At 65.2% G+C, this 14,699-nt stretch carries 10 protein-coding genes and 1 pseudogene; 5 read left to right on the top strand and 6 right to left on the bottom strand.

Annotated features, from left to right (window positions below; genetic code table 11):
- Positions 1 to 84: 84 nt before the first annotated feature.
- Positions 85 to 5,132: pseudogene (locus CAG44_RS01875) on the bottom strand (AAA family ATPase).
- A gap of 238 nt (positions 5,133 to 5,370) precedes the next feature.
- Between CAG44_RS01875 and CAG44_RS01870 the strand changes: the two are divergent.
- Positions 5,371 to 6,363 (top strand): response regulator, encoded by a 993-nt coding sequence (locus tag CAG44_RS01870; protein ID WP_085691489.1) that lies wholly within the window; start codon positions 5,371 to 5,373, stop codon positions 6,361 to 6,363.
- The gene (locus tag CAG44_RS01865) at positions 6,360 to 6,728 is read left to right on the top strand and encodes a response regulator transcription factor (protein ID WP_075046733.1); all 369 of its coding nucleotides are present in this window, start codon (positions 6,360 to 6,362) and stop codon (positions 6,726 to 6,728) included. Before CAG44_RS01870 ends, CAG44_RS01865 begins: the two co-directional genes overlap by 4 nt.
- A gap of 609 nt (positions 6,729 to 7,337) precedes the next feature.
- Here CAG44_RS01865 and CAG44_RS01860 read toward each other — a convergent pair.
- Together CAG44_RS01860 and CAG44_RS01855 are read right to left on the bottom strand one after the other, a co-directional pair.
- Positions 7,338 to 8,828 (bottom strand): YifB family Mg chelatase-like AAA ATPase, encoded by a 1,491-nt coding sequence (locus tag CAG44_RS01860; protein WP_085615912.1) that lies wholly within the window; start codon positions 8,826 to 8,828, stop codon positions 7,338 to 7,340.
- 139 nt (positions 8,829 to 8,967) lie between these two features.
- Positions 8,968 to 9,234, bottom strand: coding sequence for an accessory factor UbiK family protein (locus CAG44_RS01855; RefSeq protein ID WP_085691488.1), 267 nt, complete (start codon positions 9,232 to 9,234; stop codon positions 8,968 to 8,970).
- 515 nt (positions 9,235 to 9,749) lie between these two features.
- Between CAG44_RS01855 and glnK the strand changes: the two genes are divergently transcribed.
- The 3 genes from glnK (at position 9,750) to sutA (ending at position 12,225) form a co-directional block, all read left to right on the top strand.
- Positions 9,750 to 10,088: a P-II family nitrogen regulator gene (gene glnK / locus CAG44_RS01850; RefSeq protein ID WP_002555808.1), complete on the top strand. Its 339-nt coding sequence runs from the start codon at positions 9,750 to 9,752 to the stop codon at positions 10,086 to 10,088.
- Positions 10,089 to 10,134: 46 nt separating this feature from the next.
- Positions 10,135 to 11,466: an ammonium transporter gene (locus CAG44_RS01845; RefSeq protein ID WP_025341075.1), complete on the top strand. Its 1,332-nt coding sequence runs from the start codon at positions 10,135 to 10,137 to the stop codon at positions 11,464 to 11,466.
- A gap of 429 nt (positions 11,467 to 11,895) precedes the next feature.
- On the top strand, positions 11,896 to 12,225 hold the full coding sequence (gene sutA, locus CAG44_RS01840) for a transcriptional regulator SutA (RefSeq protein ID WP_013974748.1): 330 nt from the start codon (positions 11,896 to 11,898) through the stop codon (positions 12,223 to 12,225).
- A gap of 171 nt (positions 12,226 to 12,396) precedes the next feature.
- Here sutA and CAG44_RS01835 read toward each other — a convergent pair whose 3' ends face one another.
- From CAG44_RS01835 to CAG44_RS01825, 3 genes are read right to left on the bottom strand one after another with little or no spacing between them, the layout of a single operon-like run.
- Complete coding sequence (locus CAG44_RS01835; RefSeq protein ID WP_025341074.1) at positions 12,397 to 13,092, bottom strand: HAD family hydrolase; 696 nt, start codon at positions 13,090 to 13,092, stop codon at positions 12,397 to 12,399.
- Positions 13,089 to 13,988 (bottom strand): tyrosine recombinase XerC, encoded by a 900-nt coding sequence (xerC, locus tag CAG44_RS01830; protein ID WP_013974746.1) that lies wholly within the window; start codon positions 13,986 to 13,988, stop codon positions 13,089 to 13,091. Before xerC ends, CAG44_RS01835 begins: the two co-directional genes overlap by 4 nt.
- Entirely contained in the window at positions 13,988 to 14,698 is a 711-nt protein-coding gene (locus CAG44_RS01825; protein WP_015272252.1) for a DUF484 family protein, read from the bottom strand. The genes xerC and CAG44_RS01825 overlap by 1 nt, the downstream gene beginning before the upstream one ends.
- Between the last annotated feature and the right edge of the window lies 1 nt (position 14,699).

The following is a 14,699-nucleotide window of genomic DNA, read 5'->3' as shown; positions in this document are numbered from 1 at the left end:
CCCGCTCCCACAGGGATAGCGCACAGCTTGAGAGCTGCACGGTTCCTGTGGGAGCGGGCGTGCCCGCGAAGAGGCCGGAACAGGCTAAGAATGATTCACAGGCAGAGTGAGGCGAACCCGACACCCCCCAACTCTGACACCAGCGCCTGCAACTGCCCACCATGGGCCTGCACCACCGAGTTGCAGATCGCCAAGCCCATCCCCATGCCGCCGATCTTGGTGGTATGAAACGCATCGAACACTCGCTCGCGCTCATCCGCTGCAATCCCCGGCCCGTTGTCGTCCACGCAGATTTCCACCCCATCCCCGACCACCGCCGACGCAATCCGCAGCACCCCATCGCTGCGATACCCCGCCAGTGCCTCCAGGCCATTGGTAATCAGGTTGAACACCAACTGCTGCAACTGCACCGGGTCGGCCATCACGCTCACCCCCGCCTGCAAGCGCATCTGCACGTCCACCGTGCCCTTGGCGGCATCGGCCGAGGTCAGGCGCACCACTTCGCGGATCAGTTCGTCCAGCTTCACTACCTTGAACTGCATCGGCGACTGCTTTGCCAGCGAGCGCAGCGCACGCACGATGTTGGCGGCCCGTTCGCTGTCGTTGCGGATGTCTTCCAGGCCGGCAATCGCCTCTTCCAGGTCGGGCTTGGCGCGCTTCAGCCAGCGCAGGCTGGCAGCGGCGTTGGAGGCGATGCCCAGCAGCGGCTGGCTGATCTCATGGGCGATGGACGCGGACAGCTCGTTCATCACCTGCAGGTGCGCCGTGCGCGCCAACTCCGCGCGGGAGCGGCGCAACTCGGCCTCCATCTGGGCGCGGGTCTGGTTGTCTTCGGCCAGGCGTGTGTAGAACTTGGCGGTTTGCAGCGACACTGCCGCCTGCGAGGCGAGGATTTCCAGCATGGCCAGGCGCTGGCTGCCGAACAGGTTCGGTACCAGGCGGTTTTCCAGGTACACCAGGGCGATAAGCACGCCCTGGATCACCAGCGGCAGGCACAGCACCGAACGGGCCTTGCGTGCCTGCAACTGCTGGCGGAAGGCCTCGGGGCAGTCGCTCTGGGCATCGTTGAGCACCAGGGGCTTCTTGGTGCGCATGGTGGCGTTGATGATCGACAGCGGCGCCTGGGTCATGAACTTCTGGCAGTCGTCCATGCTCACGTGCAGCCCGGCGTCGTCGATGTAGGCGAGGGCCGCCATCTGGAATTCGGCACCGCTGACGATCAGCAGCGCACCGTGGTCGGCGCCGGAATGCTGGGTCAGCTGGCCCATCAGGGTTTCGATCAGGCCCTCGAGCAGCACTTCCTCGGACAGCGCCCGTGCTGCCTCGATGCCGGCTTCCAGGTCGAGCTTGGCCTAGTGGGTGGCGCGGTGGCTTTCCTGGATCGGCTGGGTGCGCAGGAACGGGTGCAAAGCCTCCAACTGGTGCACCTTGCCGGTCGCGCCCCAGATATGGAAACAGTCGCGGGCGATGCGCAGGTGCAGGTTGGCGCCAGAGATCAGGCCGCTGGGGATGCATACCTCGGCCAGCTGTTCGTGGGCCAGCGCCTGCTCGTGGATGAAACCGGCGGCGGTGGCGGCGATCTGTGCCTGGTCGAAGCAGCGGATGGCGGCCAGGCCGTCGCCTTCGAGCTTGGCGATCACGCCTTCGATCAGCAACAGCTTGTTGCGGAAGGTGGCCGGGTTGAAGCCGGCCCAGCGGCGGAAGCGCTCGCGCAGGGCGTGTAGCTCGCGCAGCTTGTCGGCAAGGCTGCCAATGGCCTCGGGGCTGCCCAGGGCCAGGCCGCGGAACAGGTGATAGTCGGCCAGGTTGATGTGCGCCGGTACCGCCCAGGTGTTGTCGCCGGCCAGTGCCAGGTTGCGCATGGCCTGCGGGATATTGCCCAGGTAGAAGTCGCACATGCCGGCCATCAGGTACTGGAAGAACCGCGTGGTGGGCGATTTCGAGGCTGCGGCCGAGGCCGGGCAGGGCGTGCCGCTCAATTTGGCGACGAACGCTTGCTGGGCCTGCAGGATCTGCTCGATGTCGCGGTAACCGTAGTGACGCACGGTGGCCAGGCCTTGCGCCAGTTCCTCCACCACGTCCGGCAGGTAGCGGCCCATGAACAGCGAATCGGAAACCAGGTGGTTGCAGGCATAGCAGCTCATCGCCAGGTCACCGCTCACGCGCCCTGAGTCGACCGCATCCAGCGCGGTACGGCGGGCGAACTCCATTGGCGAGGTCCAGGCGCTGACCTGGTCCAGGGCCAGCAGCGCGCTGGTCAAGTCAGCGTCGAAACCGTGCCGTTCTATCAGCTTGAGCGCAGCCAGGCAGCAAGCATGGCCATCATGGTAGGCGCCGAAGCGTTCGGCAATCATCACCCCATACCAGGCCATGCCGTAGGTGCTGCCCGGGGCGACGCCGTGCAGCAGCGACAGCTCCATGAGCTTGGCCAGGTGCAGGAAGCAGATGTCGTCCTTTACAAAAAACGATGACGACAGGGTGGCCAGCAGGCTGATGGCAACCGTCACTTCCTCAGAATCGGTGCGCTGCAGCGACTCCAGGCAGTGGCGGCCTTTCTGTTCGACCAAGGCCTGTACATGGGCATGACTGGCCTCGACCTGTTGCCAGTCGACACCCCGCACCGGGCTTATACCCAGCAAGTCCAGGCCGGATATGGCGCTGTCGATGGCCGCCTGATAGTCGCCGCGCAAGGTGTACAGCAGCGCCTGCAGGCGGCACACCCGCGCCTGGTCCAACGCCGAGCGAGCGCGCTGGCGGCATTCTGTGATGCGGGCCTCGGCCGCGATCATTCGCGACAGTTGCATGTCGCACTCGGTGGCCATGCAGGCGATGGCAAAGCCATGCGTGGCGCGGCTTTCCAGCGTTGCGCCGTGGTGCAGCAACTGCTCGGCCGTGTGCAGGTAGCCAGCTGTCTGTTCGAAAGCGCCGCCGTCGCGTGCGCGTGCTGCGGCTTCGCGTAAAAGCTGCAGGAACGCTTCGCAGTCATCTGCTGCAAACCCGCATGGGTTGGCGCGTTGCAGCTGGTTGGCAAGCTCGAACAGTGCCTCGTGCAGGCGCCCCGGCCAGGCCTGGCGCATGGCCAGGGCGATATGTGCATGCAGCTGGGCACGCTCGCGCGCGGGCGTGAGAGCGTACGCGGCTTCCATCACCCGCTCATGGGCGAAGCCCAGGCCGTTCTGGCCAGATTGCAGGAAACCCGCGCCAATCAAGGCTTTCAACGCTTCGCCCGGCGCCTGGACGAGAACCAGGTGAAGCAGGCGTTCATCGCAGCGGCTGCCTGCCGCGCTGGCCACCCGCAGCAGGTCGCGCTGCGGCTCTGGCAGGCGCGCCAGGCGGTGGATCATCAGGTCGGCGACATTGTCGGAATAGCGGTGGCGGGCCACGGCCTTCAGGCACCATGACCAGCGCATGGCCTGGGTGTCGAAGGTGAACAGCTGGTCCTCGACCAGGGCCCGGAGAATCTGATTGATGAAGAACGGGTTGCCCGCCGTCTTGTCGTGCACCAGCTCGGCCACCTGCAATGCGTCCTCGGGGCCGACGTGGTAGCGCTCGCCGATCAGCTCGGTCACCGCGCCCACCGCCAGGGGCCGCAGGTTCAGCGTGGTGCTGCGCACCGCTGCAGGCAGGGCAAGGGGTGTACTGCTGGCTGGCGCATCATTGCGCCGGGCGAAGATCAGCAACAGGTTGCCGGGCGCGTGAGCCAGCAGTTGCGCCAGCAGTTGCTGGCTGGCGTCGTCGACCCACTGCAAGTCATCGAAGAACAGCACCAGCGGCTGGCCGGGGCGGCTGAACACCTGCAGGAATTCTACGATCGCCCGCAGCTCCTTCTGCAGCGCCAGGCGCGTGGGCTTGGCCGGCAATTCGGGCAGGGGGCCGAGGACCAGTTGCAGGTCTGGCGCCAGCTTGCCGAGCAGCCGGCCGTGGCCTTTGATGCGGCGCAGGATCTCGCGGCGCAGGGTATCGAGGTCCTGGCTGTTCTTGGCCAGCAACTGGGTGGTCAGCGCGCCGAGAATTTCGACCCAGGGCGCGTAGGGCACGGCCTGGGCAACGCCGTTGCACTTGCCGGTGGCCCAGTAACCCTGGGCGTTGGCCTTGAGTGCTGCCTCGACCAGGCTCGACTTGCCCATGCCGGTAGCCCCATTGATGAACAGGGCCTGTGGCTTGCTGTCACGGCGCAGGGCCTTGAGCAGCAGGGCGATGGCCTTCTGCTCGGCGCAGCGGCCATACAGGCGTGCGCGGTCGGGCGTGACCGGGTCGGCACAGCCTGGTTCGAAGGCCTCCATGGACTTGCTGGCTGCCCATTGCCGCTGGCAATGGGCCAGGTCCACCGCTAGGGCGCGGGCACTCTGGTAGCGGGCGTCCGGCTCTTTGGCCAAGGCCTTGGCCAGGATCCGGCTGAGAGGTTGCGGCACATTGCTGTCCACTTCGCAGGCCGCTCGTGGCTGCACGCCGGCATGCAGCTGGCGCCAGTGCTGGGTGTCGCGTCCGGCTAGCGGCAATTCGCCCAGCAGTAGCTGGTAGAGGATCGCGCCAAGGGCATAGATGTCGGTGCGTCGGTCGCTGCTGCTGCCGTGCGGGCAGACCTGTTCCGGCGCCAGGTACGCCCAGTTGCCGAGCGCGGTGCCCTGTTCACTTATCAGCTCCGCCGGGTCGGCGCGAAAGCAGCTCAGCCGCACTCGCTGGTTGGTGTGCAGGCACACATGTTCGGGCTGCAGCGCGCCGTGCAGCACATTGCGTTCGTGGGCCTGGGCCAAGGCAGTGGCCGCGTTTACCGCAATCTCGAGAAACGGCGTTAGGGCTGCTGGGCCTTCTACGATAAGGTCGGCGATGGAGCGGCCGGCCGGGTACACCAGTAGCGGGCCTTCGGCCGAACGCACGAACGCCGAGGGGACCACCGCCCACTGCGGGTCGAGTTGCAGGCGGTAGTCACGTTCCAGGCGCTGGCAGGCGGCGGGGGCCTCGCGCGGGGCGCGCACGGCGATCCAGGCCTGGTGGGTGGCAGGGTCGCGCAGGCGGAAGTAGCTGAGCTCACCTTCCTGGCCCAGCGCGCTGATGTCGCACCGGTTCAGCCAGCCCTCGTCGACGGACTGGTCGTAATCGATGGGCCTGTGGGCAAGGCGTTCATCGAGCATAAGGCACCCCTGCTAGCGACATCCTGACGCGCGAGTATACGCAGCGGGCCCAGCACGGATGCGGCCTGCAGCCTGCTTGGCAGGAACGGGCACGCTGTTGTCCGTTATCGTCCCCTGGGGGCTGGCGGGCTTTTGTATAGTCCTCAGGCCAACCTATCCCTCGGGATAATTGTCTGAAGGCGTACGCTGGCCTAGGCTGCCCAGGGCTGGGAAACGCCCATGCCCGCGCGAGGAAGCCATGATCCGAATAGGTAATGCCCAGGTGTCGCTGGAGCGGCGCGAAGCCTTTGTTGATGGCAAGCCGATCCTGTTGGGCGGGCGTGCCTTCGAGGTGCTGGCGACGCTGATCAAGGCCAAGGGCCGGGTGGTCGGCAAGGACGAGCTGTTCAGCCAGGTGTGGGCCGGCACGGTGGTCGAGGACAACAACCTGCAGGTGCAGGTGTCCTTGCTGCGCAAGGCCTTTGGCGACCGTGGCCTGATCCAGACCGTGCCGCGCCGGGGCTATCGCCTGGCCGCCGAGGTCAGCCTCGAGGTGCCTGGCGAGGCGTTGGGCAAATCGCCGCTGTGCGCCGTGGCCGACACTGTCGAGTTGTTCGATGAGCACTTGAACGTGCCGGTGCTGGTGGTGGATGACGACCCGTCGGTGCGTACGGCGTTGGGCCGCCTGCTGCGCTCGCAGGACATTCCGCATCATTTGTTCGCCAGTGCCGAGGCGTTGTTCGAGGCCCGCCTGGAAACCCCCTATGCCTGCCTGTTGCTGGACATGCACCTGCCCGATACCAGCGGCCTGGAGGTACAAGACGCGCTGCGCCGGCTGGCGCTGCCCTGGCCGATCGTGTTCATGACCGGCTTCGGCACCATCCCGATGACCGTCCAGGCCATGCGTGCCGGGGCCGTGGAGTTCCTGACCAAACCGTTCGACGAAGACCAGCTGCTGACACTGCTGCAGGCGGTGCGCACGCGTGCCGTGGCCGAAGGGCGCAGGTGGCACCATGCGCGGCAGGTCGAGGAAAAGTACCAGCGCCTGACCCAGCGCGAGCGCCAGGTGTTCTCGCTGGTGGTTGGCGGCCTGTCGCACAAGCAGATCGCCAAGCAGATCGGCACCAGCGAGGTGACGACCAAGGTGCACAAGAAGAACATCATGAACAAGATGCAGTCCCGCTCGCTGCTGGAGCTGGTGGCCATGCACAACGTCATCGGGGCGCAGCCTGAGGGCCTGGGCGGCGCATGAGCAGAGCGGTGTGCATCGTCGACGACGATGCGTCGGTGCGCAAAAGCCTTGCCAACCTGCTGCGTTCGGCAGGTTTCGAGACCTTGTCTTTTGCTGCAGGGGACCTGTTCCTGGCCTCGGCACTGGCGCGGCAAGCGGGGTGTGTGCTGCTCGACCTGAGGATGCCTGGAATGAGCGGGCTGGCGGTGCAGCGCGAACTGGCCCGGCTGGAGTGGCGTTTGCCGGTGATCTGCATGTCGGCGCATTGGGATGAAGGGGCGGTGCGGGCAGCGATGGCGCTTGGGGCGCTGGTCTGCCTGGGCAAGCCATTTTCTGAAGAGGTGCTGCTGAAGGTGGTTGAGGATGCTTTGCTGGGCAGCCAGTGAGGTATTCCTGTCCCGGCCCCTTCGCGGGCTTGCCCGCTCCTACAGGGACTGCACAGGCTTTGGGCCGCTTTATTCGGTGTTGGAGCAACTGTCTTGCACTGCCTGTACTGGCCTCATCGCTGGCAAGCCAGGCTCCCACAGGTACTGCACTAGGCTTTGGGCCGATGTATTCGGTGTGGGAGAAACTGTCTTGTACTGCCTGTACTGGCCTCATCGCTGGCAAGCCAGGCTCCCACAGGTACTGCACTAGGCTTTGGGCCGATGTATTCGGTGTGGGAGAAACTGTCTTGTACTGCCTGTACTGGCCTCATCGCTGGCAAGCCAGGCTCCCACAGGTACTGCACTAGGCTTTGGGCCGATGTATTCGGTGTGGGAGAAACTGTCTTGTACTGCCTGTACTGGCCTCATCGCTGGAAGCCAGGCTCCCACAGGTACTGCACTAGGCTTTGGGCCGATGTATTCGGTGTGGGAGAAACTGTCTTGCACTGCCTGTACTGGCCTCATCGCTGGCAAGCCAGGCTCCTACAGGGACTGCGCATGGCTTGAGGCCGATGCGGTCGGGGTGGGAGCTGGCTTGCCGGCGATGGGCTGCAAGGCAGCCCCGGCAATCTAACTGCTCCCCGGCCGGTACTGCAGGGCCTCGGCCAGATGCGCCCGGCCAATTGCCTGGCTACCTTCCAGATCCGCCAGCGTCCGCGCCACCTTCAGCAACCGGTGTGCCGCGCGCAACGACAGGGTCAGCCGTTCACAGGCGCCCTCCAGCCAGGCCTGGTCCGCCGCAGCCAACCCACAATGGCGGCGCAACCCCTCAAGATCGAGAAACGCATTCGCACACCCTTGCCGCCGCTGTTGCAGTTCACGTGCCTCGGCTACTTTGGCCGCCACATCGGCACTGGTCTCGCCGCAGGGCTGGTTGTTCAGCGTGGTGCTCTCCCGGGCCACGGTCAGGTGCAGGTCGATACGGTCCAGCAACGGCCCGGACAGCTTGTTGCGATACCGCGCGATCTGCTCGGTACTGCAGCGGCAGCGGCCAGTGGGGTCGCCCAGGTAGCCGCAAGGGCAGGGGTTCATTGCCGCCACCAGCTGGAAACGTGCGGGGAAACGCACCTTGTCGCGGGCCCGGGCAATCACGATCTCGCCCGACTCCAGCGGCTCGCGCAACACTTCCAGCACACGCCGCTCGAATTCCGGCAGCTCGTCCAGAAACAGCACGCCATGGTGGGCGAGGGTGATTTCGCCCGGTTGCGGCCGGCTGCTGCCGCCGACCAGCGCCGGGCCGGAGGCGGAGTGGTGTGGATGGCGAAAAGGCCGCTGCGGCCAGCTGCTCAGAGGCGCATGGCCGCTGACCGACTGGATCGCCGCCACTTCCAGTGCCTCGTGCTCGTCCAGCGGTGGCAGCAGCCCCGGCAGGCGGCTGGCGAGCAAGGTCTTGCCGGTACCGGGAGGCCCGGTGAACAGCAGGTTGTGCGCCCCGGCCGCCGCTAGCAGCAGTGCACGCTTGGCAGCCAGTTGGCCCTGCACCTCGCTCAGGTCCGGGTACGGGCGTTGCTGCAGGATCAGGCCGTTGGCCGCATACGGCGGCAACGGCACCTGGCCGTTCAGGTGGGCGACCAGCTCCAGCAGGTGCCCCACCGCATACACCACCAGCCCGCCTGCCAGGCTGGCTTCCTCGGCGTTTTCCCGTGGCACCACCAGCGCCCGGCCTGCTTCGCGTGCCGCCAGTGCCGCGGGCAGCACGCCCTGCACCGGGCGCAACTTGCCAGATAGCGCCAGTTCGCCCAGGCATTCGACCTCGGCAAGGGTGGCCGTTGGTACCTGGCCATCGGCGGCGAGGATACCCAGGGCAATGGCTAGGTCATAGCGCCCGCCATCCTTGGGTAGGTCGGCGGGGGCGAGGTTCTGGGTGATGCGCCGCTGCGGGTAGTTCAAACCGGAGTTGACGATGGCGCTGCGTACCCGGTCCTTGCTCTCTTTGACCGTGGTTTCCGGCAGACCGACCAGAGTGAGATGGGGCAAGCCGTTGGCCAGGTGGGTTTCGACGCTGACCGCCGGTGCCTGCACGCCCACCTGGGCGCGGCTGTGGACGAGGGCTAGGGACATGGACGCTCCGTTGTCGCTGAAAAGGGCCGCTTCCTGCGGCTTGGCAAGCATAGCCAGCGCGGCCCGGGCCGGAGCTACAAGTGTGCGTCGTGGTTTTTCAGGCTAGGGCGTTACCCTGTATTTTCATGCCCTTGCGCATTCATTCATCCTGCGGGGCTGGATTCAGCCGTGATTCCAGTTCGGCTACCTGTTTTTCCAGGGCTTCGAGGCGTGCGCGGGTGCGCGCCAGGACGACCATCTGGCTGTCGAATTCTTCGCGGCTGACCAGGTCCAGCTTGCTGAAGGCACCTTGCATCAGCACCTTGAACTGACTTTCCAGTTCGGCGCGGGGCTGGGCGGTATCGCTGCTGAACAGGCGCGAGGCCTGGTCGCTCAGGGCATCGAGAAGGGCTTTGGGCGCGAGCATGGGGCTGTCCACTGATACTGGGAAATGGCCGGCAGTGTAGCACGCACACATGCGCATCTGATCCGGTCGCGGGCTTGTGTAGGAGCGGCCTTGTGTCGCGAAAGGGCCGCACAGCGGCCCCAGCGATATCAGTATCCAGGCACAAATCGTGGGGGCGCTTCGCACCCCTATCGCGACACAAGGCCGCTCCTACAGAAAGCAGCGCTCTTCTGAAACTGCACATTTTTCGAGCAATGCGCCAGGTCGGGATGCACCGAAATTGTGCATGTTACGCATGCTGGCGACTGGCCAATCCCGACTGATTCACATAACTCACTGTTTTCCCGTGCTTTGACGGAACTGGCAAGGTTTCTGCAAAGACCTCTGCGAGCCATGCACTGATGCAGTTCCTTGTGACCAGGCAGTGCGCACGCGGAGCCGGATGCCGACGACGCGTTACAAAGCCAAGCGCTGCGCTTAGACTTGAGACGGGTTTGTTTTCCTGGGGCAAGTCCACCAAATCGGGAGAGAGTTTCATGAAGCTAGTCACAGCCATCATCAAGCCGTTCAAGCTGGACGACGTGCGCGAGTCGCTGTCGGAAATCGGCGTGCAGGGCATCACCGTCACCGAAGTCAAAGGCTTCGGTCGGCAGAAGGGCCATACCGAGCTGTATCGCGGTGCTGAATACGTGGTCGATTTCCTGCCCAAGGTGAAGATCGATGTCGCCATCGATGACAAGGACCTTGATCGGGTAATCGAAGCCATCACCAAGGCAGCCAACACCGGCAAGATCGGTGACGGCAAGATTTTCGTGGTGAATCTGGAGCAGGCGATCCGTATCCGTACCGGCGAAACCGATACCGACGCGATCTAAGCAGCAACAAAGCCTCACCAAACCCAACGCCCCAGGAGAAAACAACATGACTCTGCGTAAGATCGCAGGGCTAGGAGCCCTATTGTCCCTCGTAATGCCCGGGCTTGCCCTGGCCGAGGAAGCTGCCCCAGCGCTGAACTCCGGCGACACCGCCTGGATGCTGACCGCAACGGCGCTGGTGCTGTTCATGACCATTCCGGGCCTGGCCCTGTTCTATGGCGGCATGGTGCGTTCCAAGAACGTGCTGTCGGTGATGATGCAGTGCTTTGCAATCACTGGCCTGATGAGCATTCTCTGGGTCGTCTACGGCTACAGCATGGCCTTCGATACCACTGGTATGGAAAAGGGCGTGCTCAACTTCAATTCCTTCGTCGGCGGCTTCTCCAAGGCGTTCCTCAGCGGCGTCACGCCCTCGAACCTGACCTCGGCTGCCGCGCTGTTCCCTGAGGCGGTATTCATCACCTTCCAGATGACCTTCGCCATCATCACCCCGGCGCTGATCGTCGGTGCCTTCGCCGAGCGCATGAAGTTCTCCGCGATGCTGGTGTTCATGGGCATCTGGTTCACCCTGGTCTACGCGCCGATCGCGCACATGGTCTGGAGCGGTGACGGTGCTCTGATGTGGGACTGGGGCGTGCTGGACTTCGCCGGCGGCACCGTGGTGCACATCAACGCCGGTATCGCTGGCCTGGTCTGCTGCCTGGTGCTGGGCAAGCGCAAGGGCTACCCGACCACCCCGATGGCCCCGCACAACCTGGGCTACACCCTGATGGGCGCGGCCATGCTGTGGATCGGCTGGTTCGGCTTCAACGCAGGCTCTGCCGCTGCCGCCAACGGCACCGCCGGCATGGCCATGCTGGTGACCCAGATCGCCACCGCCGCCGCGGCCCTGGGCTGGATGTTCGCCGAATGGATCGGCCACGGTAAGCCAAGCGCCCTGGGCATCGCTTCGGGTGTGGTCGCTGGCCTGGTCGCCATCACCCCGGCTGCCGGTACCGTAGGCCCGATGGGCGCCCTGGTGATCGGCCTGGTCTCGGGTGTGGTCTGCTACTTCTGCGCCACCAGCCTCAAGCGCAAGCTGGGCTATGACGACTCGCTGGATGCCTTCGGCGTGCACGGCATCGGCGGTATCATCGGCGCCATCCTCACCGGCGTGTTCGCAGCCCCGGCGCTGGGCGGCTTCGGTGCCGTCACCGACATCGGCATGCAGGTCTGGATCCAGGCCAAGGGCGTGATTTTCACCGTGGTCTACACCGCCATCGTCACCTACGTGATCCTCAAGGTGCTGGATGTGGTGATGGGCCTGCGGGTCAGCGAAGAAGAAGAGTCGGTCGGCCTCGACCTGGCTCAGCACAACGAGCGCGGCTACAACCTGTAACTGCGACGCGGTAAAAACTTGCCCGGCTTGCCGGGCATTTTTTTGCCAGATTTTTAGCATTTCCCGCACGGCAAACGGTTTATCCGACACGTTCGCGACGTAGGCGGAAATCTTACAAAACGCAGAGCATTCATGGTGCTTTGCTTTTTCTGCTGGCGCGCTAGAATGCGCGCCGAAGGGTGTTTGACGAGTAGTCCACACGCTTCGCCAGCCTTTGCTAGGCTTGCCAATAGCGTGTGGCCAGCAGGGGCTAAAGGATTTGTCAGGTCCTGCCAGGAGCAGGGCCTGCTGGGTGCCGCCTCCCATCAGGAGCGCCGACCCTAGGGCAGTGGCCTAACCCACGGCCAGTTGAATTTTCACTGGTGGCTGCCGGTCTACGGCTGCACTGGTCTATAACTAACCTGCTTTTCGCAAGTCATGAGGTAGAACATGAGCGACGACGATCTGGAAAATGATGACCTCGAAGTAGGCGACGAAGACGAGGGCGATGAAGGCCTCGAAGCGGCAGCTGATGACGGCGCCGAAGACGCTGGCGATGACGACAGCAGCCCGGCACCCGCTGCCAAGGGCAAATCCAAGGCCGCGGTCTCGGTAGACGAGATGCCGAGCATGGAAGCCAAGCAGAAGGAGCGTGACGCCCTGGCCAAGGCCATGGAAGAGTTCCTCGCTCGCGGCGGCAAGGTTCAGGAAGTCGAGGCCAATGTGGTCGCCGACCCGCCCAAGAAGCCGGACAACAAGTACGGCAGCCGCCCTATCTGAGTGGCTGATCGAAAAAAAGCCCGCCGTCGCTGCGGGCTTTTTTGTGCCTGCGGGTTATGGGTTGCCTGTGCCGGCCTCTTCGCGGGCACGCCCGCTCCCACAGGGACCTGAGGGCGGTGGTGAACCTGTGGGAGCGGGCGTGCCCGCGAATGGGCCGCGAAGCGGCCCCTGTCAGCGCCAGCGCGCGAGGATGTCGGGTAACTGCGACAGGCGCTGGATCTCGGCATCCGGCGCCTGTTCGCCTACCCACGCCTTGCCCTGCGGGTTGAACCACACCGCGCGCAGCCCGGCACGCTGGGCGCCGGCGATGTCATCGCCCGGGTGGTCACCGATGTGCACCGCCGCGCTGGCCTCCACGGCACCGCGGCGCAGGGCTTCGAGGAATGGCGCCGGGTCCGGCTTGCCGATGCCGAGGTCCTCGGCACACAGGGCAAAGCGGAAATAGTCCGCCAGCCCCAGCCGGCTCACGTCGGCATTGCCGTTGGTGACCACGCCCAAGGTGTAGTGATGGCGCAGGATCTCCAGCACCGGCTGCACCTCCGGGAAAATCTCCACCTGGTGGCGGGCATGCAGGAATACTTCGAAACCTTCGTTGGCCAGCTCCTGCGCATGCTTTTCGCTGTAGCCGACTTCTTCCAGGGCATGGAACAGCACCCGTCGGCGCAGGGCGCTGATGCGGTGCTTCAGACCGGGTTCGGCCTGCACCAGGCGCTCGCGAATGGCGAACAGGTGCTCCACCGGCACGCCGCCAAGGATTGGGGCGTTGGCTTCGAGCCAGTCGCGCAGCACGACTTCCGCGCTGGCAATCACCGGCGCGGTATCCCACAGGGTGTCGTCGAGGTCGAAGGTGATCAGCTTGATGCTCATGAGTCTGTGCCTTTGCTGCGTTTGGCCCGAGGGTGGGCGCTGTCGTACACCGCGGCCAGGTGCTGGAAGTCCAGGTGGGTATAGATCTGCGTGGTGCCGATGTCGGCATGGCCGAGCATCTCTTGCACTGCGCGCAGGTCCTGGGACGATTCCAGCACGTGGCTGGCGAAGGAGTGGCGAAGCATGTGTGGGTGCAGGTGCTGGCCCAGCTCGCGCTCACCGGCTGCCTTCACCCGTTGCTGAACGGCCCGTGGGCTGATGCGGTTGCCCTGGCGGGTGATGAACACCGCGCGGTCGCGCGGGTTGCCGATGCCGCGCAGGCGGTACCAGGCCTGCAACGCTTCGCGGGCCTTGCGGCCGACCGGCAGCACGCGGGCCTTGCCGCCCTTGCCCAGCACCTGCACCAGGCCGGCGGCGAGGTCGAGGTGATCGAGGTCGAGGTTGGTCAGCTCGGACAGGCGCAGGCCCGACGAATAGAACAGTTCGAGGATGGCCTGGTCGCGCCGGGCGATGAAGTCATCGTCGACACCGCCATCGAGCAGTTGCAGAGCGCGGTCGGTGTCCAGCACCTTGGGCAGCCGGCGTTCGCCCTTGGGCGCGCTCAGGCCGCTGGCCGGGTCGTGCTGGCACAGGCCTTCGCGGTTGAGATAGCGGTACAGGCCACGCACCGCCGACAGTAGCCGGGCCAGGCTGCGCGAGGACTGGCCGTGGTGGTGCTGGCGGGCGATCAGCTGGCGCAGCTGCTGGATCTGCAGCGCCTGCCAATCGGCAATGCCGTGCTCCTTGCAGTAGGCGACCACCTTGTCCAGGTCGCGACGGTAGCCCAGCAGGGTGTGCTCGGACACCTGGCGCTCGTTGCGCAGGTGTGCGCAATAAGCCTCCAGCTGGCGTTCCATCAGCGTACCGGGCGCAGGGTCTGGGTAACGCGTGGCACAACGCGGCCAAGCACCTCGGCAATGTAGCCAAGGAACAAGGTGCCGACGCTGCTCTTGTAGTGTTGCGGGTCGCGGCTGCCGATCGCCAGCACCCCGTGCAGGCCCTGGTATTCCAGGGCAGCCACGGCGCTGGAGCCCACTTCCCGGCGCTGTTCTTCACCGAACAGGAAGGCCAGCTCGTGTTCGCGCAGGTTGCCGCTGACCGTCTTGCCGCCGCCCAGCAGGGCACCGATGGCCTGCTGCGCTTCGGCGTTGCTGACCCAGCGCCCGACCGGCGCGACGTTTTCGCCGAACAGGATCAGGCTGACGAAGGGCACCTGGAATTCCTGGCGCAGGCTGTCTTCGACCGCCATCACCACTTCTTCCAGGCTGCCGGCGTCGAGCAGGTCGAGGATCAGCCGGCGGGTCTTGTCGAACAGCCGATCGTTGTCGCGGGCCACGTCCATCAGTTGCGACAGGCGGTGGCGCATCTCGATGTTGCGGTCGCGCAGCAGCTTGAGCTGGCGCTCTACCAGCGACACGCTGTCGCCACGCTGGTGCGGGATGCGCTGTTCGATCAGCAGTTCGTCGTGCTCGGCGAAGAAGGTGGGGTGGGCGCGCAGGTAGGCGACCACTGCTTCGGCATCGAGCTCGGCGGACTGCTGGGGTACAACCTGGGGCTGATCGGTCATG

Origin of the sequence: Pseudomonas sp. B13(2017) (assembly GCF_002113245.1) — a bacterium.
In the GTDB taxonomy this organism is placed as follows: Bacteria; Pseudomonadota; Gammaproteobacteria; order Pseudomonadales; family Pseudomonadaceae; genus Aquipseudomonas; species Aquipseudomonas putida_Z.
Note: the sequence above shows the minus strand (reverse complement) of the source record. Positions and strands in the feature narration are given on the sequence as shown.

Excerpts from the sequence above, each read along its gene's own strand:
- CAG44_RS01870 (WP_085691489.1), top strand. The coding sequence starts at position 5,371 with ATGATCCGAATAGGTAATGCCCAGGTGTCGCTGGAGCGGCGCGAAGCC.
- CAG44_RS01865 (WP_075046733.1), top strand. The coding sequence starts at position 6,360 with ATGAGCAGAGCGGTGTGCATCGTCGACGACGATGCGTCGGTGCGCAAA.
- CAG44_RS01860 (WP_085615912.1), bottom strand. The coding sequence starts at position 8,828 with ATGTCCCTAGCCCTCGTCCACAGCCGCGCCCAGGTGGGCGTGCAGGCA.
- CAG44_RS01855 (WP_085691488.1), bottom strand. The coding sequence starts at position 9,234 with ATGCTCGCGCCCAAAGCCCTTCTCGATGCCCTGAGCGACCAGGCCTCG.
- glnK (WP_002555808.1), top strand. The coding sequence starts at position 9,750 with ATGAAGCTAGTCACAGCCATCATCAAGCCGTTCAAGCTGGACGACGTG.
- CAG44_RS01845 (WP_025341075.1), top strand. The coding sequence starts at position 10,135 with ATGACTCTGCGTAAGATCGCAGGGCTAGGAGCCCTATTGTCCCTCGTA.
- sutA (WP_013974748.1), top strand. The coding sequence starts at position 11,896 with ATGAGCGACGACGATCTGGAAAATGATGACCTCGAAGTAGGCGACGAA.
- CAG44_RS01835 (WP_025341074.1), bottom strand. The coding sequence starts at position 13,092 with ATGAGCATCAAGCTGATCACCTTCGACCTCGACGACACCCTGTGGGAT.
- xerC (WP_013974746.1), bottom strand. The coding sequence starts at position 13,988 with ATGGAACGCCAGCTGGAGGCTTATTGCGCACACCTGCGCAACGAGCGC.
- CAG44_RS01825 (WP_015272252.1), bottom strand. The coding sequence starts at position 14,698 with ATGACCGATCAGCCCCAGGTTGTACCCCAGCAGTCCGCCGAGCTCGAT.